A 13,674-nucleotide genomic window follows, 5' to 3' on the forward strand; every position below is an offset into this window, starting at 1 on the left:
CCCCTGCCAAATTGATCGACGCTTTGTAGCCCTCTTCACCCGTGTCGGGGGAGAATGTAGCGTTCGCGATATTCCGCGAAGTCCTTTTTCAACTGAGCTTCGGTGAGTCCCATCTTCTCAAGGGAATATGCGTGAGGCGCGCGCTTGTCCCGGCTACTGTGTTCAACCCAGCTACGCATCTCTCGTTCAGCCTCGTCCGTAAGCGACATTCCAATGAACGGATATATGGCCTTGGCGACTTCTAGTGGCTTTGCGACCGCATCCAGATACCACACGTCGAGGAACCGGTCAGCCGGCATGCGATCACGCACGGCGATCGCGTCCCGAAGTCCCTTCGCGAACTTGGTCGACCACAACATCGCGGCGTCGCGAGGATCAGCAACGTCACTGTACACGCGCCAAATCGTGTAGGCGAAGCTACTCATCGAGGGGATAGTTTCAAGTGGATCACGGTGAGTTTGAATGATCTTCGCATCCCGAAACACTTTGAATAGCACGTCCATTGCATGCGTATGATGCGGCGCTTTCAGAATCCATCGCTGCGCGACTTCTCCACGTTGGCGTTTTTGCCATTGCAGGAACTGCAGTTGCCGCTTCAAATACTCATATGCTGGTGTCTGATCCTGCCTGCCAAGCCATTCCGTATAGGTGGGCACATTGGCGTACGCATACATTGCGCTCAAGAACGAGTGCTCCATCAGCACCACCTCTTCGTCCGGGAGCTCGGCATCGAGCGGATGCATTGTCAGCAGTTCCGGCATCGCATCAAGCATCATCTTGACTTCGGACTTTGCGAGCTTGATTCGAGGGTCTTCACCATCCGGCGCGGTAGGGCCTATCGGCACCGGGAACCGCACCTCCCACCACATCGGGGTATAGAAGCGTGAGTCCCGCGCGAGCACCCGGTGCAACATCGTCGTTCCTGTTCGCGGCAACCCAATGATGAAAATCGGGTCCTTCAACTCCTCTGCGAGAATTGCCGGATAACGCTTCAGGTTGTACTCGAGCGCCAATCGTGAACTAAGGCTCTCGACCAGCCGGTCCGCGAAGATCTCCGCACCCTTTTCTGAAAGCCTTCCCTCCTCGTTGATCGACTTGACGAGCATGTCCAAGGCGGGCCTGAAGCTAGCGTCGCCGAAGTCTCTGAGTCCCCCACTGCGGTGCATCGCAGCAGCCAACAAAGCTTGCGTCTCCGGAATGTTTGCCATTTATGAGCCTTCAAATGAGAGCGTCGAGCGTAACGACCTCGGTCACAGGGTGAACTGGATCGCTCGCCCCGACCCAACGGAAGCACATCGTTCCGCTCGAGTGCCCCGCGGTCGACAACCAGTTTGGCACTCCGGGATCACGATGGGCAATGACCACCGTGACACCACCGTCAGCGTCTAATTTGGCAGTTTCCTTATTGACGCAGACGTCGAAGTAACGGAAGTCGAGCGATTCCATCCAATAGTTCTGTACGACCAAGTTCCAGTAGTCACAGGAGGGCAGCTCCGGTATGCGTACAACGAGTGCCTCCCCGTCATCAAGGCGCCAGTAGCCGTGGTAGTAGAAGATGTTAGGATCACCACCAACTGATTGGCACAGCGCCTGATCTGCCGGAGGGAGCCTGTTCACATTGGGCTGATAGCTCTTGGTCCAGTCGCAAAACATTCGCGCCGTGTTCTCGACAAATTGCGCCGCGCCCAGCAGTTTTTTCTCAAACAGAAGAGGGTCTAGTGGCGCCGGAACCTCGCCGGTCGAATGGAGGCGTTCGATGGTAATCTGCGCCGGCTTCTGCTCCCTGCGTCGCGGAAGGTACTGCCGAACTAAAACTTGCGTCGTATCGGGGGTTACCTTCAACCAGTTTTCGGAGCTTCTCTCCTGAGAAAGCGTCAATTCGAAGCTCCCGTCTGCTTCGAAGTGCATGTTCTTCGCCTCGAGGAGATCGCTCAGAATGAGCTTTCCGCTCGTGTCGTAGCCGCCGCGCTTGGTGCTGAAATTGATATTTTCAACCGCACCGCGAATCCCCCGAATCCGATAACTGTATTTCCCGTTAATCAGTGCGACCTGGTAATAGTTGTCTGGGTTGTCCGCGCCAATCTTCGCAGTCTCGTGCGAAGGCGCCATAAATATGGGGAATTCCGCAGATCCGCTCTCCACCTGCATTTCGAGCGCAATTCGCGTCAGGCGGCTCAGATACCTGTATCCTTCCGCGCGGTTGAACGGGTCGTTTGGCGCTTCTGGCCGCAAGATCTGCTTCCCGGCATGCTTAAGCATGTCGCAAAATCGGTCCCACACGACCTCGTGTTCCGCGTTATCCGCGTGCGGCTTTGACATGACCACCTCCTGATGACGCTACTTTGAACGGTCACAGGTTAAGTGGTCCGCGCCCTGCAATCATCGTCCTTTCGGACTATCGGAGATCGATCTGTCTCTCATTAAACTAGCCGACCGTTGTGACCTTTGGAATCAAGCCGAGACGATGATCATGGGCTAGAGTCGCGGAGGAGTATTAAGGTCCACCCTTCCATGACCATGATCACGCCTCCTTCGTTACTCACAACCCAACGGGTCTTGACGAGTCCTCTGTCGGGTTTGGAATTGGATCTTCTCGTGGCCCGTACAACCGTGCGCACCGTAGTGGTTCACCGGGCCCCACTGGGCGCAGCCACCGTAGGCGTTCAATACTAGGTGAACCAAGATTTGCCGTCTCAGAAAGATAGAAGTCGCACATCATGCGCATGACCTTCGCACAGATATGCCAACCATTAGCCACGATATGACCTGGTGGCGATTTGGCAGCCCAAGCCGAATCGATGTGCGCCGGCTGTGGGTCGAACTTTTGCGAGAATTCGACCATCTCTGCCTCGCATGGCGCAAAGCCTTGAAATTCAAAAGTGCGCCCTACCGGAAAGTCCTCCCAGTAGTATCGAACACTATCGGACATTGACTATCGGTAGGGTCGCCTTCTGTTGCGCGGAAAATTACGTTGTAGCCGCAGCAGACGACGCGGCCGCACTGGATTGCGACGACGCGCTCTTGGCTCGAGCCATATCGAGGGCCGCGTCTTCAATCATGTCTTCCTGCCCGCCAACCATGCCCCGACGGCCGAGTTCCATGAGGATGTCGCGAGCTGGCACCTTGTATTTCGCCTCTGCTCGCTTCGCAAACAGGAGGAACGAAGAGTAGACTCCCGCATATCCGAGCGTCAGCGAATCGCGGTCAATACGCACGATATGGTCCATCATGGGCAGCACGATGTCTTCGGCCACGTCCATGATCTTGTACAAGTCGACACCTGTTTCTACACCCATCCGGTTGCAGACAGCGACAAAGACCTCGAGGGGCGTGTTACCTGCGCCAGCGCCCAGCCCGTTCGTCGACCCGTCAATTCGGATTGCACCGGCCTCAATAGCGGCGAGCGAATTCGCGATGCCCATCGCCAGATTGTGGTGGCCATGAAAGCCGATTTCGGTGTCAGGTTTGAGTGCCGTCCGCAGCGCGGCGATCCGCGCCGAGACGTCGTCGGGCAACATGTAGCCTGCCGAATCAGTCACATACACACAGTTCGCGCCATATGACTCCATCAGCAGCGCCTGTTCCACCAGTTTCTCCGGTGGTGACATATGCGCCATCATCAGGAACCCGACGGTATCCATCTCAAGCTTTCGCGCCGCATTGATGTGCTGCTCCGCGACATCGGCTTCGGTACAGTGCGTCGCAATTCGGATCGTATGCACGCCAAGATCTTTGGCCATGTGCAAGTGCTCAACCGTCCCGATCCCAGGCAGCAGGAGAGCCGACGCCTTCGTATTCTTCAGAACGGGGATAACTGCGCGCAAGTATTCCTCGTCTGTATGCAACGGAAAGCCATAGTTTACCGACGAACCGCCCAAACCGTCTCCGTGCGTCACCTCGAGAAGAGGCATGCCTGCCTCGTCGAGCCCTCGCGCGACTCCGACCATCTGCTCAATGCTGATCTGGTGACGCTTGGGATGCATGCCATCGCGCAATGTATTGTCATGCAGCGTGATTTTCTTTCCATTGATATTCATGTGTTTCTCCGGGAAAGTCGTTACTGGGTCACCGCTTCGAGCGTAAGTGCGCCATTCAGGATCTCCGCAGCGAACATCTCCGCGGTGCGCGCAGCAGCAGCAGTCATGATGTCGAGATTGCCAGCGTATTTCGGCAAGTAGTCGCCCAGTCCTTCGACTTCCATGAACACGGACACCCGATTTCCATCGAACACGGGCCCGTTCTTCAACCTGTATCCCGGCACGTACTTCTGAACCTCTTTGACCATCTCGTGAACTGAGACAACAATTTCGTCCTGTTTCGGTGCTGTTTCGGTCAAACAGTGAATCGTGTCGCGCATGATCAGCGGCGGCTCGGCGGGATTGATAACGATGATTGCCTTGCCCTGCTTCGCACCGCCCACCTTCGAAACCGCGCCGGCTGTCGTACGCGTGAACTCATCAATATTCTTTCTCGTACCAGGTCCCACCGAGCGAGACGATACAGTCGCGACAATTTCGGCATACGATACCGGTTGTACCCGCGAAACCGCGGCCACCATTGGGATGGTCGCCTGACCTCCACAGGTGACCATATTGACGTTCATTTCTCGGGTGCCCACGTGTTCTTTCAGATTTACTGGCGGAACGCAATATGGGCCGATAGCGGCAGGCGTCAGGTCAATCATCATGACGCCAATCGCATTCAGCTTGCGAGAATTCTCGCGGTGGACGTACGCCGACGTTGCGTCGAATGCGATCTGGATACCATCTTCGGCCACGTGTGGCAGAAGGCCATCTACTCCTTCTGCAGTCGTTTTGAGACCGAGTTCACGAGCCCGCGCGAGCCCTTCCGAAGCCGCGTCAATTCCTACCATCCATACTGGCTCAAGTAGTTCGCTGCGGCGAAGCTTATAAAGAAGATCGGTGCCGATATTGCCGGGGCCAATTAATGCACATCGGATTTTTCGCATGGCTCAATCATGGAAGATCCACCGTCGGTGGTGGATAGTTTTTGGAAACCGTTATTCGACGAATGCAACGGACGCACTGCCGATGCCTTCAACGGTCAACTCGAAGCGATCCCCGGCTGTCACACGCACGAGCGGGACAAGTGATCCGGAGAGAATGACTTCGCCGGCACGGAACGGAATACCGAAACGTCCGAGGGTATTGGCGAGCCAAGCCACTGCTTCCGCTGGATGCCCTTGAACTGCTGATCCAAGGCCGGAAGCGATCAGTTCACCGTTACGCCTGAAACGCATCTGCGCTGCAGCGAGGTCCAAATCGCCAGGGGGGACCCGGCTGGTGCCTACAGTAAAGACCCCGCACGACGCGTTGTCTGCAACCGTATCCTGAATTCTGATTTTCCAGTCGTGAATGCGCGAGTCGACGATTTCGAAGCACGCAGCGACAGCTTCGGTCGCGTCGATGACGTCTTCGCGCGAAAGCCCAGGCCCGACCAGATCTTTTTTTAGGAAGAACGCGATCTCGCCCTCTGCCCGCGGCTGGATCAGCCCGGCCTTTGAGATACTGATGGTCGCTCCATCAGTAAACCGCATCGCATCGGTGAGAAATCCAAAATCAGGCTGATGCACATCAAGCATCTCTTGCACAGCCTTGCTTGTAACACCGATCTTCTTGCCAATCACCCGCTCACCGTCCGCCTCACGCCGTTGCAGAAAGCGAAGCGAGATATGATATGCGTCATCTACCGAGATCGAATCAAACCTTTCACTAAGAGGCGAAAGAGTCGACCCGCTTCTCAACGCTGCATACAGTTCATCGCCAAGCTCACGGATTTGGTCCGCATTCAATTGAGCGTCATCCATTGTCAAGAAATTCCAGGCATGTCCTATTGAAAAGCTCCCTGTGCTCGACCATCACCCAGTGACCGCACTGGTTCACAAGCAGGAAGCGCGCATCATCACAGTCTCGAAGCACCTTCAGTGCCCCTTCTACCGGACAAAACTTGTCGTCACTCCCCCAGAAGCCTAAGACTGGGCACTTAATCTCACGGAGTCGATCTGACAGATTCGGAACTCGCATCGTCGAGAGAACGGTCTTGGGCTGCGTCGCACAAACAGGAACACGTTCCGAGAGCAGCTCGTCCGTGACGTGCGATGAATCGAAAACCAATATGGACAAGAGCCGGCGCATGCCCTCGCGATCGAGGGCATCCATCGCAAAGTCTTTCATCATTCGTTGAATGCCTTCCATCTGGAAGTAACGTTCGCGCTCTTCAAGTCCACCAGGCCCCATCAACACCAAACGCGTCACACCTTCCGGTCTGTCCAGCGCATACTTGATCGCAATCGCGCCGCCAAGGGAGTTACCTACGAGGACACATGGTCCGATCTCAAGTCGGTCGACCAGTTCCTTCAGAGATTCGACGAAGAAGTCCAGTTCATACTCTTGATCTTCCGGTTTCGAAGAGAGCCCATACCCGGGAAGGTCGAAAATGATGACCCGGTAACCACGTTCGGCGAAGACGCGATAATTCCCCTTGAAATTGCTGTGACCGCTGGCGCCAGGTCCACTACCGTGGACGAAAATTACCGGAGCGCCATGCCCGAGGTCATAGTAGTGAAGGTCAAGTCCGGTCGATGTCCGAACGTACTTGCCTTCCGGGATTGGGGTTGATTGCACCATTTGGAAGACTCGCTATGCTGCGTGGCGTTGCGCGTAGGGGTTTTGAACCCCTCGATTACGAATCCATGATCGGATTCACGTCGTTGTTCAGCATCGTCCGCTCGGACTAGTCCACCCCGACGGATCTCAGGGCGCTGGCGCCTGAGGAGATTCGTCTGTCTAGCTGGTCGCCCACGCTCGCATTGCAGGCCGCTGTCTGGCGGGCGGACAGATGCCCCACGTTCTGTCGGGGTGTCGGAAGAAAAAAAGACCCACGGCGCCTGTTGGCCGCAGCATTTCCACAAATACAAACCGGGCGCGCTCGGTTGGGGTGCGACCAAATTGCCGGATACGCAGATGTGTCGATTCGCCCGGTTGCAGCCAATGATCGACCAGTTTGCGAAGGGTTGCATCGTTCGTAGCCATCTCGTGCCTCATTGCGTAGTTCGTGCAGCTCGCCGGAAACTTAAACACCAGCGTTGAACGAAGCATAGGCCCGAGGTGAGTAATGCACCTCGTCTGACCGGACTAATCCAAAACTCCCGCTTCCGATAGTCCTATCGGACGATGATGCGGGGTATCGCGGAACCTAGACTCCCCGTACACTTCGCGAACCGATTGTCTCTGAGGCAGGTTCCGCGAAGTTCCGAAACAAAAGGAACGAACCGTGAGCGAACAGACAACGATTGATCAGAAAGCATTCCGTCGGGCGCTGGGGAATTTCACCACCGGGGTGACGATTATCACGACACGTTCATCTGACGGCACCCCGGTTGGCATCACAGCTAACAGCTTCAATTCGGTTTCCCTGAATCCTCCAATGGTCCTGTGGAGCATCGCAAGGACATCGCGCAGTCTCCCGGCATTTGAAGCCAACGAATTCTGGGCCGTCCACATTCTCTCCGGCGAGCAGGAGGCACTGTCCAACCGTTTCGCAAAGAGCGGCGAGGACAAGTTCGCCAATCTGCCGGTTGCGAATGGGGTGGGGGATATACCGCTTCTTGATAACTGTTGCGCCCGTTTGCAATGCAAGACGGCCGTTCGATACGACGGCGGCGACCATATCATCTTCGTTGGCGAGGTCATCGGGTTCGACCACTCCGATGCACCGCCACTCGTTTTTCACGCCGGCCGGTACGCGCTCGCGACGCACAAGTCTCAACCGCTTTCTTTATCCGACAATCCAGCAAGCCGTGGAAATTCGGCGTTTGGGGAAGATTTTCTCGGCTATCTCCTTGCACGATCGCACTTCCAGTTCTACGCGCAGGTTCGTGAGCACCTTGACAAAACCGGCCTCAACGACACCGAGTATTTCATTTTGACCATTCTGAGCATCAAGGGCGGCAGAAGCATTGACGATATGAACCGCCTCTTCTCCTATACCGGTCACCACGTGACGTCTCAGACCGCGAGGAGCCTTGCTGACCGCGGGCTTCTGCGTGTAACGGGTGAGGGGAATTCAGCCCGGTGCGACCTGACAGATGATGGACGAAATACTACCTTACACATCATCGCAGCCGCGAAAGCGATCGAGGTCGGGATCATCGACAAGCTAGGCTATTGGGAGGCCGTCTCGTTGAAGAACCTCCTTAAGCAACTTATCTCGGAAACCGATCCGGGTTTGGCACATCCTTGGGATGACTGACGCGCGCATGGCCGGGTAGGCATTAAGGATGCCACTGCCGTTGTTCCTGCTGCGATCCTTCGGCCACCGCAGATCGAGAAAGCACCGATGTTCTCTTGCGTAGGTCGGCGTCGTCCGCCCCGGTAGCGCTAACCATCCCAAGAAGCGCGACCATGAAGGTCCAGGTTAATGCCGGCCAGTCTTCTTCCAAACTTACCTGCGGACACAAGTTTCTCAGCCGATGGCAAACCAAAAGCTTGAAACGATGCATCTGGAATAATTAGACGAGGCGGTCCTTCAATAGGAGGCGAGCCAACGCCTCCGCGTGCACCCTTAGTTCCGGGACGGCGGTCGCTTCCCAGTATCGAGCCTTTAAAAGTGGACCAATGTATCGAAGGCCGGTGAAGCTCTCTCCTTTCGCGTCGAGGCACTCGTAGGCATCCGAGGTACGCAGGCCAAGCCCCAGCATATCTGGGCTGATTAACCCGTCCTTAAGTAGTTGCGAGATCAGGCGGTCGTCAATACGACGCAGATCAGTAGCTGGGCCTGTGCAGTTAATGACGTACCCTACCCGTACATTCCTTACATGTGTCCCACCTCGCAACTGAATGCAGATGTCGACGTGGTTGAGGCTCTCCTGATAACTGGTTACGCGACCGCGAATCAGTTGAAGCAATCCCGAGGTGAGCAATCCGTGCAAGTAAAGGTCGGCCTCTGGCGCCAGCCGGTGCCGATGCACGTCCCAGTAGGATTGAATGTGTCGAAGGAAACGCCGTTGCTCCTGACGATTGAGACGCCGCCAGAGTTCCGGCGTGTCCTGACGAAGAGAAGCGAGCACGTCTCTCCAGTTCAGCCCATCTTCTGTACATACCCTGATATGCTCTCGTAGAACCCGAACGTAGCTGCGCACATCGGAGCCCATGCTGTCCACCAAATCACGCGGATCACCGGCATTAGTCGGTCCACGCGCAGTGCGGTGCGGATGAGGCAGCAGCCCGCGCCTTGAAACCGCGTAGCACTGCCTTCTCGGACCAGCTTGCGCCAGTTGTGCAGCGACGTCGACAGCCGTGAGACCAGTGCCCAATAATAGTACGTCCGCTTGCGGCGGAATCACGTCCAGCGTACCCGGCGCCCAAGGGTCACCCACATATCGGGAACTGCTGTAGAAGGATGCGTCTGCCACAGGTGGATTACACGGCGGAAAATTTCCCACTGCGAGAACGGTCTCGTCCGCGAGGATCGTTTCACCGTTGGACAGCTTGATGCTCAGACGGCGGTCTGGTCCGCTGGCGTGGGTTTGCTGGATACAAATCACTTCCGCCTCGAGCCTCGCGAGGCTCGCTGTCGATTCGCTTCTGCTTGCCGCGCCGGCCAGCAACCACTCCAAGTATTCACCATACATGCGGCGGGAGACGAACGACTCGGGCCGAACAAGAGCGTCTACCTGCCTGCAATAGTCGAGGAAATGCCCCGGGTTAGTGCTTATCGCACTCATGTTTCCGGCCGGGACATTCAAAATGTGTTTCGCGCTGCGCGTACCGTATGCGACGCCGCGTCCTTGAGCACCTGATCGATTCAGCAGGAGCACTTGCAGCGGCTCTACCCGCGGTAGGGTGAGCAAGTGCGCAGCCAAAACGGTGCCGCTAAATCCCGCACCGATGATGACAATCGTCTTCATCAGGAACCACCCTTTGCGCGCATCGCCTTAATCATATGCAAGGGAATCGCTGTGCCCACGTTCACTCTCGGGCGATTGGCCTCGATGGACTCAAGCGCATCCACTTCTTTCATCGTTCGGATACAAAGGGACGCCAGATCTCGATATAGCGACGACCCGTGACTCTTCCACGCCACCTCGTCATCTGAAAGGCTACGAAGCACACGGGCCGGTATCCCAGCGGCCAGCGAGCGCGCTGGCACATGAACCCCCTCTTTGACCAAGCTCATCGCCGCAACGATGCTAGACTCGCCGATCATAGCGCCGTCCATGACCACCGATCTCATACCGATCAATGCGTTTCGGCCCACCCGGCAGCCGTGCAAGACGGCACCATGACCAATGTGCCCATCGCGCTCGACAACCGTATCAATGTCGGGATAGCCGTGCATGACGCAACCGTCCTGAACGTTGGCCCCTTCTTCAACCACAATGCGCCCGAAATCACCCCTCAGGCAAGCCGTCGGGCCGATGTAACACGCTGAACAAATTATGACGTCGCCTATGAGCACGGCGGAGGGGTGGACGTAGGCACCGGGCGATACCACCGGCGTAACACCGTCAATCGAGTAGACCTTGCACACCATGCGCTCAATGGACTAAGAAACTTCGACTTTTAGACGCGTCAGCTTCGACGTTTCGATGAACCAACGACCGCCAATGCACCGGTAGCTGTCTTGGTAGTGGCCGTAGCCGACCAGCCGTTGAAACGGCATGGAGGATTGCTCGTTCCACTGCAACAGGTCGTGCATCGCCCAAACGGCCATCGCCCTGTTGCCCGTCAGGACCGCGATCTCAGGCATGCTGCCTTGATGCACGGTCGTCGCACCTTTCAGGGCCGAAAGGATAAATCGCGCGATCTGCTCCGCCCCGTGGATGACCGCGGATGGATCGGCCGCACCCCCAGAGCCTTCGCTCATGTCGAGCGTCGCATCACTTGCGAAAACCGATGCGAGACTATTCTCGTCCTTGGTGTCGAGGAACCTAAAATACCGTGCCTTGAGCAATCGAACTTCTTCTATCGCCAACAGACGCTCGACGGGCGAGAGCTCACTCGAATCGTTCGGATTCTCCATCAGGACGCCTCCACCGGCTTTTCAAAGTCACCGAGCAGGCTCTCCTTGATGATGAGCGGATTCAGGTACTCGCGCCAATAGGTCACCTTGCCTTCGGCAAAGCGCAGAATTCCCAGATACGAATTGCTATATGGGCGGTCCGTCGGGTGATAGCGCGTGTGTGAGCTGTATTCAACGATCAGCATCGATGGATCAGCCATGTCGTAGAACTTGCTGATCTCGTACGCATACGGGTCGAAGGCCTGCGTGCCCGCCTCGATGAATTCCCGCAGTTGCCGGCTTCCGACGATGCTTTGTGGCATGTTGGGTATCGGAAGATAAGGCCAGTCCTGGAAGATGGTCTCAGAGAGATAGCCCTGAAACTCGTCGAACTCCTTCCTCCCGAGATGTCCAAGCATGGCAGTAAATGCAGCCTTATTGGCCTCCCGCAGCTGATCAGCTTCCTGCGACTCATTCGTCATCGACTCAAACTCCTAGATTTCACGCGCAACGCGGTTTCCGTTACGCATTGCGCCTTCGATATAGCCCAGTTCATTCGCGTCACCGACGCAATGGACCTCCCCGCATATCTCCTTGAGCTTCTCGGTGATCTCCGCCCCGCTCGGCTCGGCGCCTAGCGCCATGATTACCGTATCGGCACGAATCGTCTGAAGCTGTCCGTTGGACGTGCGGTAAGTCGCCTTCCCGGGTTTGATGAGTGTCAGCTCACTTTCCTTCAACATTCTCACGCCTAGCTTGCGCAGGGAGTCCATGATGCGCCAGCGCCGCACCATCATGAGTTCCTTCCCGAACGAGGGACCTGGCTCGATCAGTGTCACCTTTCGATGTCGCTCTGCTAGAAACTCGGCGACCTCCACGCCGACCAGTCCGCCACCATAGACCAAGACATGTTCGCCCAGCGGAAGAAATCGCTCACTAAGCCGATTGATTACCCGGTTGTTGTTGAGCAGGCCCATGCTCTTGCCGGTCCTGATCATCAGGCGCCAACGCAAATTCAGCTTCTTTTTCAGTGACGTGCCCATGCGGCCCGTCACCATCTCTCGGAGCTCATCACCGCTCAGAACATGAGGCAGCTCATATCCTGGGACCTTTACAGCTGCTCGTCGCGCACCGGTCGCGACGACAATGGTATCCGGCTTTAGCTTCGCAGCTATCTTGGGCGTAACTTTTGTGCGCAGGCTGTAGTCAATCTTGAGCTCGTGCAGTTGCGCCTTCAGGTAGTCGATCAGCTTTCCGTTCTCTGGATAAACGATCGACGAAAAGAATGCCGTTCCGCCAAGCCGGTCCGACGATTCGTATAGGTGGACCTTGTGCCCGCGCAAAGCTGCGACGCGCGCGACTTCCATCCCTGCCGGACCGCCCCCAATTACCAGAACCTTCTTGCTGACTGGAGAGGCCTCTATCGCCGTCGTAATCTCAAATCCGGTCTTCGCGTTGACGGCACATCGGGTGTGCGTTCCAAGGAAAATCTGGCTGATGCAGGTGTAGCAATAGATGCACGGTCGAATCAGATCCGGTCGACCTGCCTTGAGTTTGTTCGGCAACTCATCATCGGCCAGAAGCTTTCTGGCCATGGCGAGGAAATCGAACTTGCCTTGCGCAATAAAGGCGTCTGCCTGTTCCGGCTCGACGCGTCCCACCGTGATGACAGGAACGTCAACGTTGGCCTTAATCGCCGACGCATACGGGACGTACTTGCACGGTTGCTGCACGGTGTGTGCTTCAGTAAAGCTGATTCCTTTGCTTGCGTCTGCATACATCGTGACGTGGACAGCATCCGCACCCGCTGCGACGCCAAGCTTTGTTGCCTCGATTGCATCTTCTAGCGTAATGCCATCGTTCTTGAGATGTTCAATGCCATCGATGCGGAACCATACCGGGTAGTCAAGACCTACGGCTGCCCTGATACGCTTCACCGTTTCAACCAGCAAGCGGGCGCGGTTCTCTAACGTCCCTCCCCATCTGTCGGTCCGCTTGTTGCTCGATGGCGAGAGAAAGGATGAAAGAAGATAGCCATGGCCTGCGTGAATCTCGACGCCATCAATGCCCGCTTGCTTCGCACGCACCGCTGCCCGAGCGAAACAGTCAATCACCCATTCAATGTCTTCCTCGCTCGCTGCTTGATATTCGATCTTCACGCCCGGCTGGAAGAACACTTCGAACATGTCCTTGTTTTCCTGCGGGGTAAGGTCGGCCGCCCAGTCGAAATCCTTTGGTGTGGGGATCGACGGCACGAGCAAAGGCAGGCCACGCAGCGGTTCGTTCACTGCGATTGCGCCCGCATGCTGCAACTGGACAGCGATCTTGCAGCCATGTTCGTGCACAGCTTCCGCAACGCGTGCAAGTCCCGGAATAAACTTGTCGTCCGAGATTGCCACCTGCATCTGGTTGCCCGATCCGCGCGGATAAGCGACCCCGACGGACCCCATGATAACCATCGCGGCCCCGCCTTTTGCGCGGGCCGCATAGTACTGGGCCAGCCGTTCGCCACAGAACCCATCAGGCTCCGCCAGATTCGACCCCATTGGCGACATGAAGATGCGATTGCGGAGTTGCATCGATCCGATGCGTCCGGGGGCCAGCAGATTTGCAAACGACGTGCTCATACCCTGCGTCCCTGGTGCGTTAGAG

The 13,674-nt window shown here is 56.5% G+C and carries 13 protein-coding genes; 1 reads left to right on the top strand and 12 read right to left on the bottom strand.

Annotated features, from left to right (window positions below; translation table 11 throughout):
* Positions 1-35: 35 nt before the first annotated feature.
* From B0G75_RS29490 to B0G75_RS29520, 7 genes are all read right to left on the bottom strand, one after another.
* Positions 36-1,208, bottom strand: a complete 1,173-nt coding sequence (locus B0G75_RS29490) for a sulfotransferase (RefSeq protein ID WP_106313568.1) — start codon at positions 1,206-1,208, stop codon at positions 36-38.
* A gap of 10 nt (positions 1,209-1,218) precedes the next feature.
* Positions 1,219-2,319, bottom strand: coding sequence for a DUF1214 domain-containing protein (locus B0G75_RS29495; RefSeq protein WP_106313569.1), 1,101 nt, complete (start codon positions 2,317-2,319; stop codon positions 1,219-1,221).
* Positions 2,320-2,539: 220 nt separating this feature from the next.
* Complete coding sequence (locus tag B0G75_RS42065; RefSeq protein ID WP_106313570.1) at positions 2,540-2,929, bottom strand: MaoC/PaaZ C-terminal domain-containing protein; 390 nt, start codon at positions 2,927-2,929, stop codon at positions 2,540-2,542.
* Positions 2,930-2,966: 37 nt separating this feature from the next.
* Positions 2,967-4,037 carry a 4-hydroxy-2-oxovalerate aldolase gene (dmpG, locus tag B0G75_RS29505; protein WP_106313571.1) on the bottom strand — a complete coding sequence of 357 codons (1,071 nt, stop codon included), beginning with the start codon at positions 4,035-4,037 and terminating at the stop codon, positions 2,967-2,969.
* 20 nt (positions 4,038-4,057) lie between these two features.
* Positions 4,058-4,969, bottom strand: a complete 912-nt coding sequence (locus B0G75_RS29510) for an acetaldehyde dehydrogenase (acetylating) (RefSeq protein ID WP_106313572.1) — start codon at positions 4,967-4,969, stop codon at positions 4,058-4,060.
* Positions 4,970-5,020: 51 nt separating this feature from the next.
* Complete coding sequence (locus B0G75_RS29515; RefSeq protein ID WP_308705937.1) at positions 5,021-5,827, bottom strand: fumarylacetoacetate hydrolase family protein; 807 nt, start codon at positions 5,825-5,827, stop codon at positions 5,021-5,023.
* Positions 5,820-6,647: an alpha/beta fold hydrolase gene (locus B0G75_RS29520; RefSeq protein WP_106313573.1), complete on the bottom strand. Its 828-nt coding sequence runs from the start codon at positions 6,645-6,647 to the stop codon at positions 5,820-5,822. Before B0G75_RS29520 ends, B0G75_RS29515 begins: the two co-directional genes overlap by 8 nt.
* Positions 6,648-7,293: 646 nt before the next feature.
* Here B0G75_RS29520 and B0G75_RS29525 point away from each other — a divergent pair.
* Complete coding sequence (locus B0G75_RS29525) at positions 7,294-8,271, top strand: flavin reductase (protein ID WP_106313574.1); 978 nt, start codon at positions 7,294-7,296, stop codon at positions 8,269-8,271.
* Between the two features lie 259 nt (positions 8,272-8,530).
* Here the strand turns inward: B0G75_RS29525 and B0G75_RS29530 are convergent, their stop codons facing one another.
* Genes B0G75_RS29530 through B0G75_RS29550 form a run of 5 tightly spaced genes read right to left on the bottom strand, consistent with a single transcriptional unit; the run spans position 8,531 to position 13,649 of the window.
* Positions 8,531-9,928 carry an FAD/NAD(P)-binding protein gene (locus B0G75_RS29530; RefSeq protein ID WP_106313575.1) on the bottom strand — a complete coding sequence of 466 codons (1,398 nt, stop codon included), beginning with the start codon at positions 9,926-9,928 and terminating at the stop codon, positions 8,531-8,533.
* Positions 9,928-10,551, bottom strand: a complete 624-nt coding sequence (locus tag B0G75_RS29535; RefSeq protein WP_106313636.1) for a phenylacetic acid degradation protein PaaY — start codon at positions 10,549-10,551, stop codon at positions 9,928-9,930. The genes B0G75_RS29530 and B0G75_RS29535 overlap by 1 nt, the downstream gene beginning before the upstream one ends.
* Positions 10,552-10,566: 15 nt before the next feature.
* Positions 10,567-11,043, bottom strand: a complete 477-nt coding sequence (locus B0G75_RS29540) for a nuclear transport factor 2 family protein (protein WP_106313576.1) — start codon at positions 11,041-11,043, stop codon at positions 10,567-10,569.
* Positions 11,043-11,504, bottom strand: coding sequence for a nuclear transport factor 2 family protein (locus tag B0G75_RS29545; RefSeq protein ID WP_106313577.1), 462 nt, complete (start codon positions 11,502-11,504; stop codon positions 11,043-11,045). Before B0G75_RS29545 ends, B0G75_RS29540 begins: the two co-directional genes overlap by 1 nt.
* Before the next feature lie 12 nt (positions 11,505-11,516).
* Complete coding sequence (locus tag B0G75_RS29550; protein ID WP_106313637.1) at positions 11,517-13,649, bottom strand: FAD-dependent oxidoreductase; 2,133 nt, start codon at positions 13,647-13,649, stop codon at positions 11,517-11,519.
* Positions 13,650-13,674: the final 25 nt, after the last annotated feature.

The sequence above is a fragment of the Paraburkholderia sp. BL18I3N2 genome, assembly GCF_003001875.1.
Lineage (GTDB): Bacteria > Pseudomonadota > Gammaproteobacteria > Burkholderiales > Burkholderiaceae > Paraburkholderia > Paraburkholderia phytofirmans.

Excerpts from the sequence above, each read along its gene's own strand:
- B0G75_RS29495 (WP_106313569.1), bottom strand. The coding sequence starts at position 2,319 with ATGTCAAAGCCGCACGCGGATAACGCGGAACACGAGGTCGTGTGGGAC.
- B0G75_RS29490 (WP_106313568.1), bottom strand. The coding sequence starts at position 1,208 with ATGGCAAACATTCCGGAGACGCAAGCTTTGTTGGCTGCTGCGATGCAC.
- B0G75_RS29550 (WP_106313637.1), bottom strand. The coding sequence starts at position 13,649 with ATGAGCACGTCGTTTGCAAATCTGCTGGCCCCCGGACGCATCGGATCG.
- B0G75_RS29520 (WP_106313573.1), bottom strand. The coding sequence starts at position 6,647 with ATGGTGCAATCAACCCCAATCCCGGAAGGCAAGTACGTTCGGACATCG.
- dmpG (WP_106313571.1), bottom strand. The coding sequence starts at position 4,037 with ATGAATATCAATGGAAAGAAAATCACGCTGCATGACAATACATTGCGC.
- B0G75_RS29515 (WP_308705937.1), bottom strand. The coding sequence starts at position 5,827 with ATGGATGACGCTCAATTGAATGCGGACCAAATCCGTGAGCTTGGCGAT.
- B0G75_RS42065 (WP_106313570.1), bottom strand. The coding sequence starts at position 2,929 with ATGTCCGATAGTGTTCGATACTACTGGGAGGACTTTCCGGTAGGGCGC.
- B0G75_RS29545 (WP_106313577.1), bottom strand. The coding sequence starts at position 11,504 with ATGACGAATGAGTCGCAGGAAGCTGATCAGCTGCGGGAGGCCAATAAG.
- B0G75_RS29540 (WP_106313576.1), bottom strand. The coding sequence starts at position 11,043 with ATGGAGAATCCGAACGATTCGAGTGAGCTCTCGCCCGTCGAGCGTCTG.
- B0G75_RS29530 (WP_106313575.1), bottom strand. The coding sequence starts at position 9,928 with ATGAAGACGATTGTCATCATCGGTGCGGGATTTAGCGGCACCGTTTTG.
- B0G75_RS29510 (WP_106313572.1), bottom strand. The coding sequence starts at position 4,969 with ATGCGAAAAATCCGATGTGCATTAATTGGCCCCGGCAATATCGGCACC.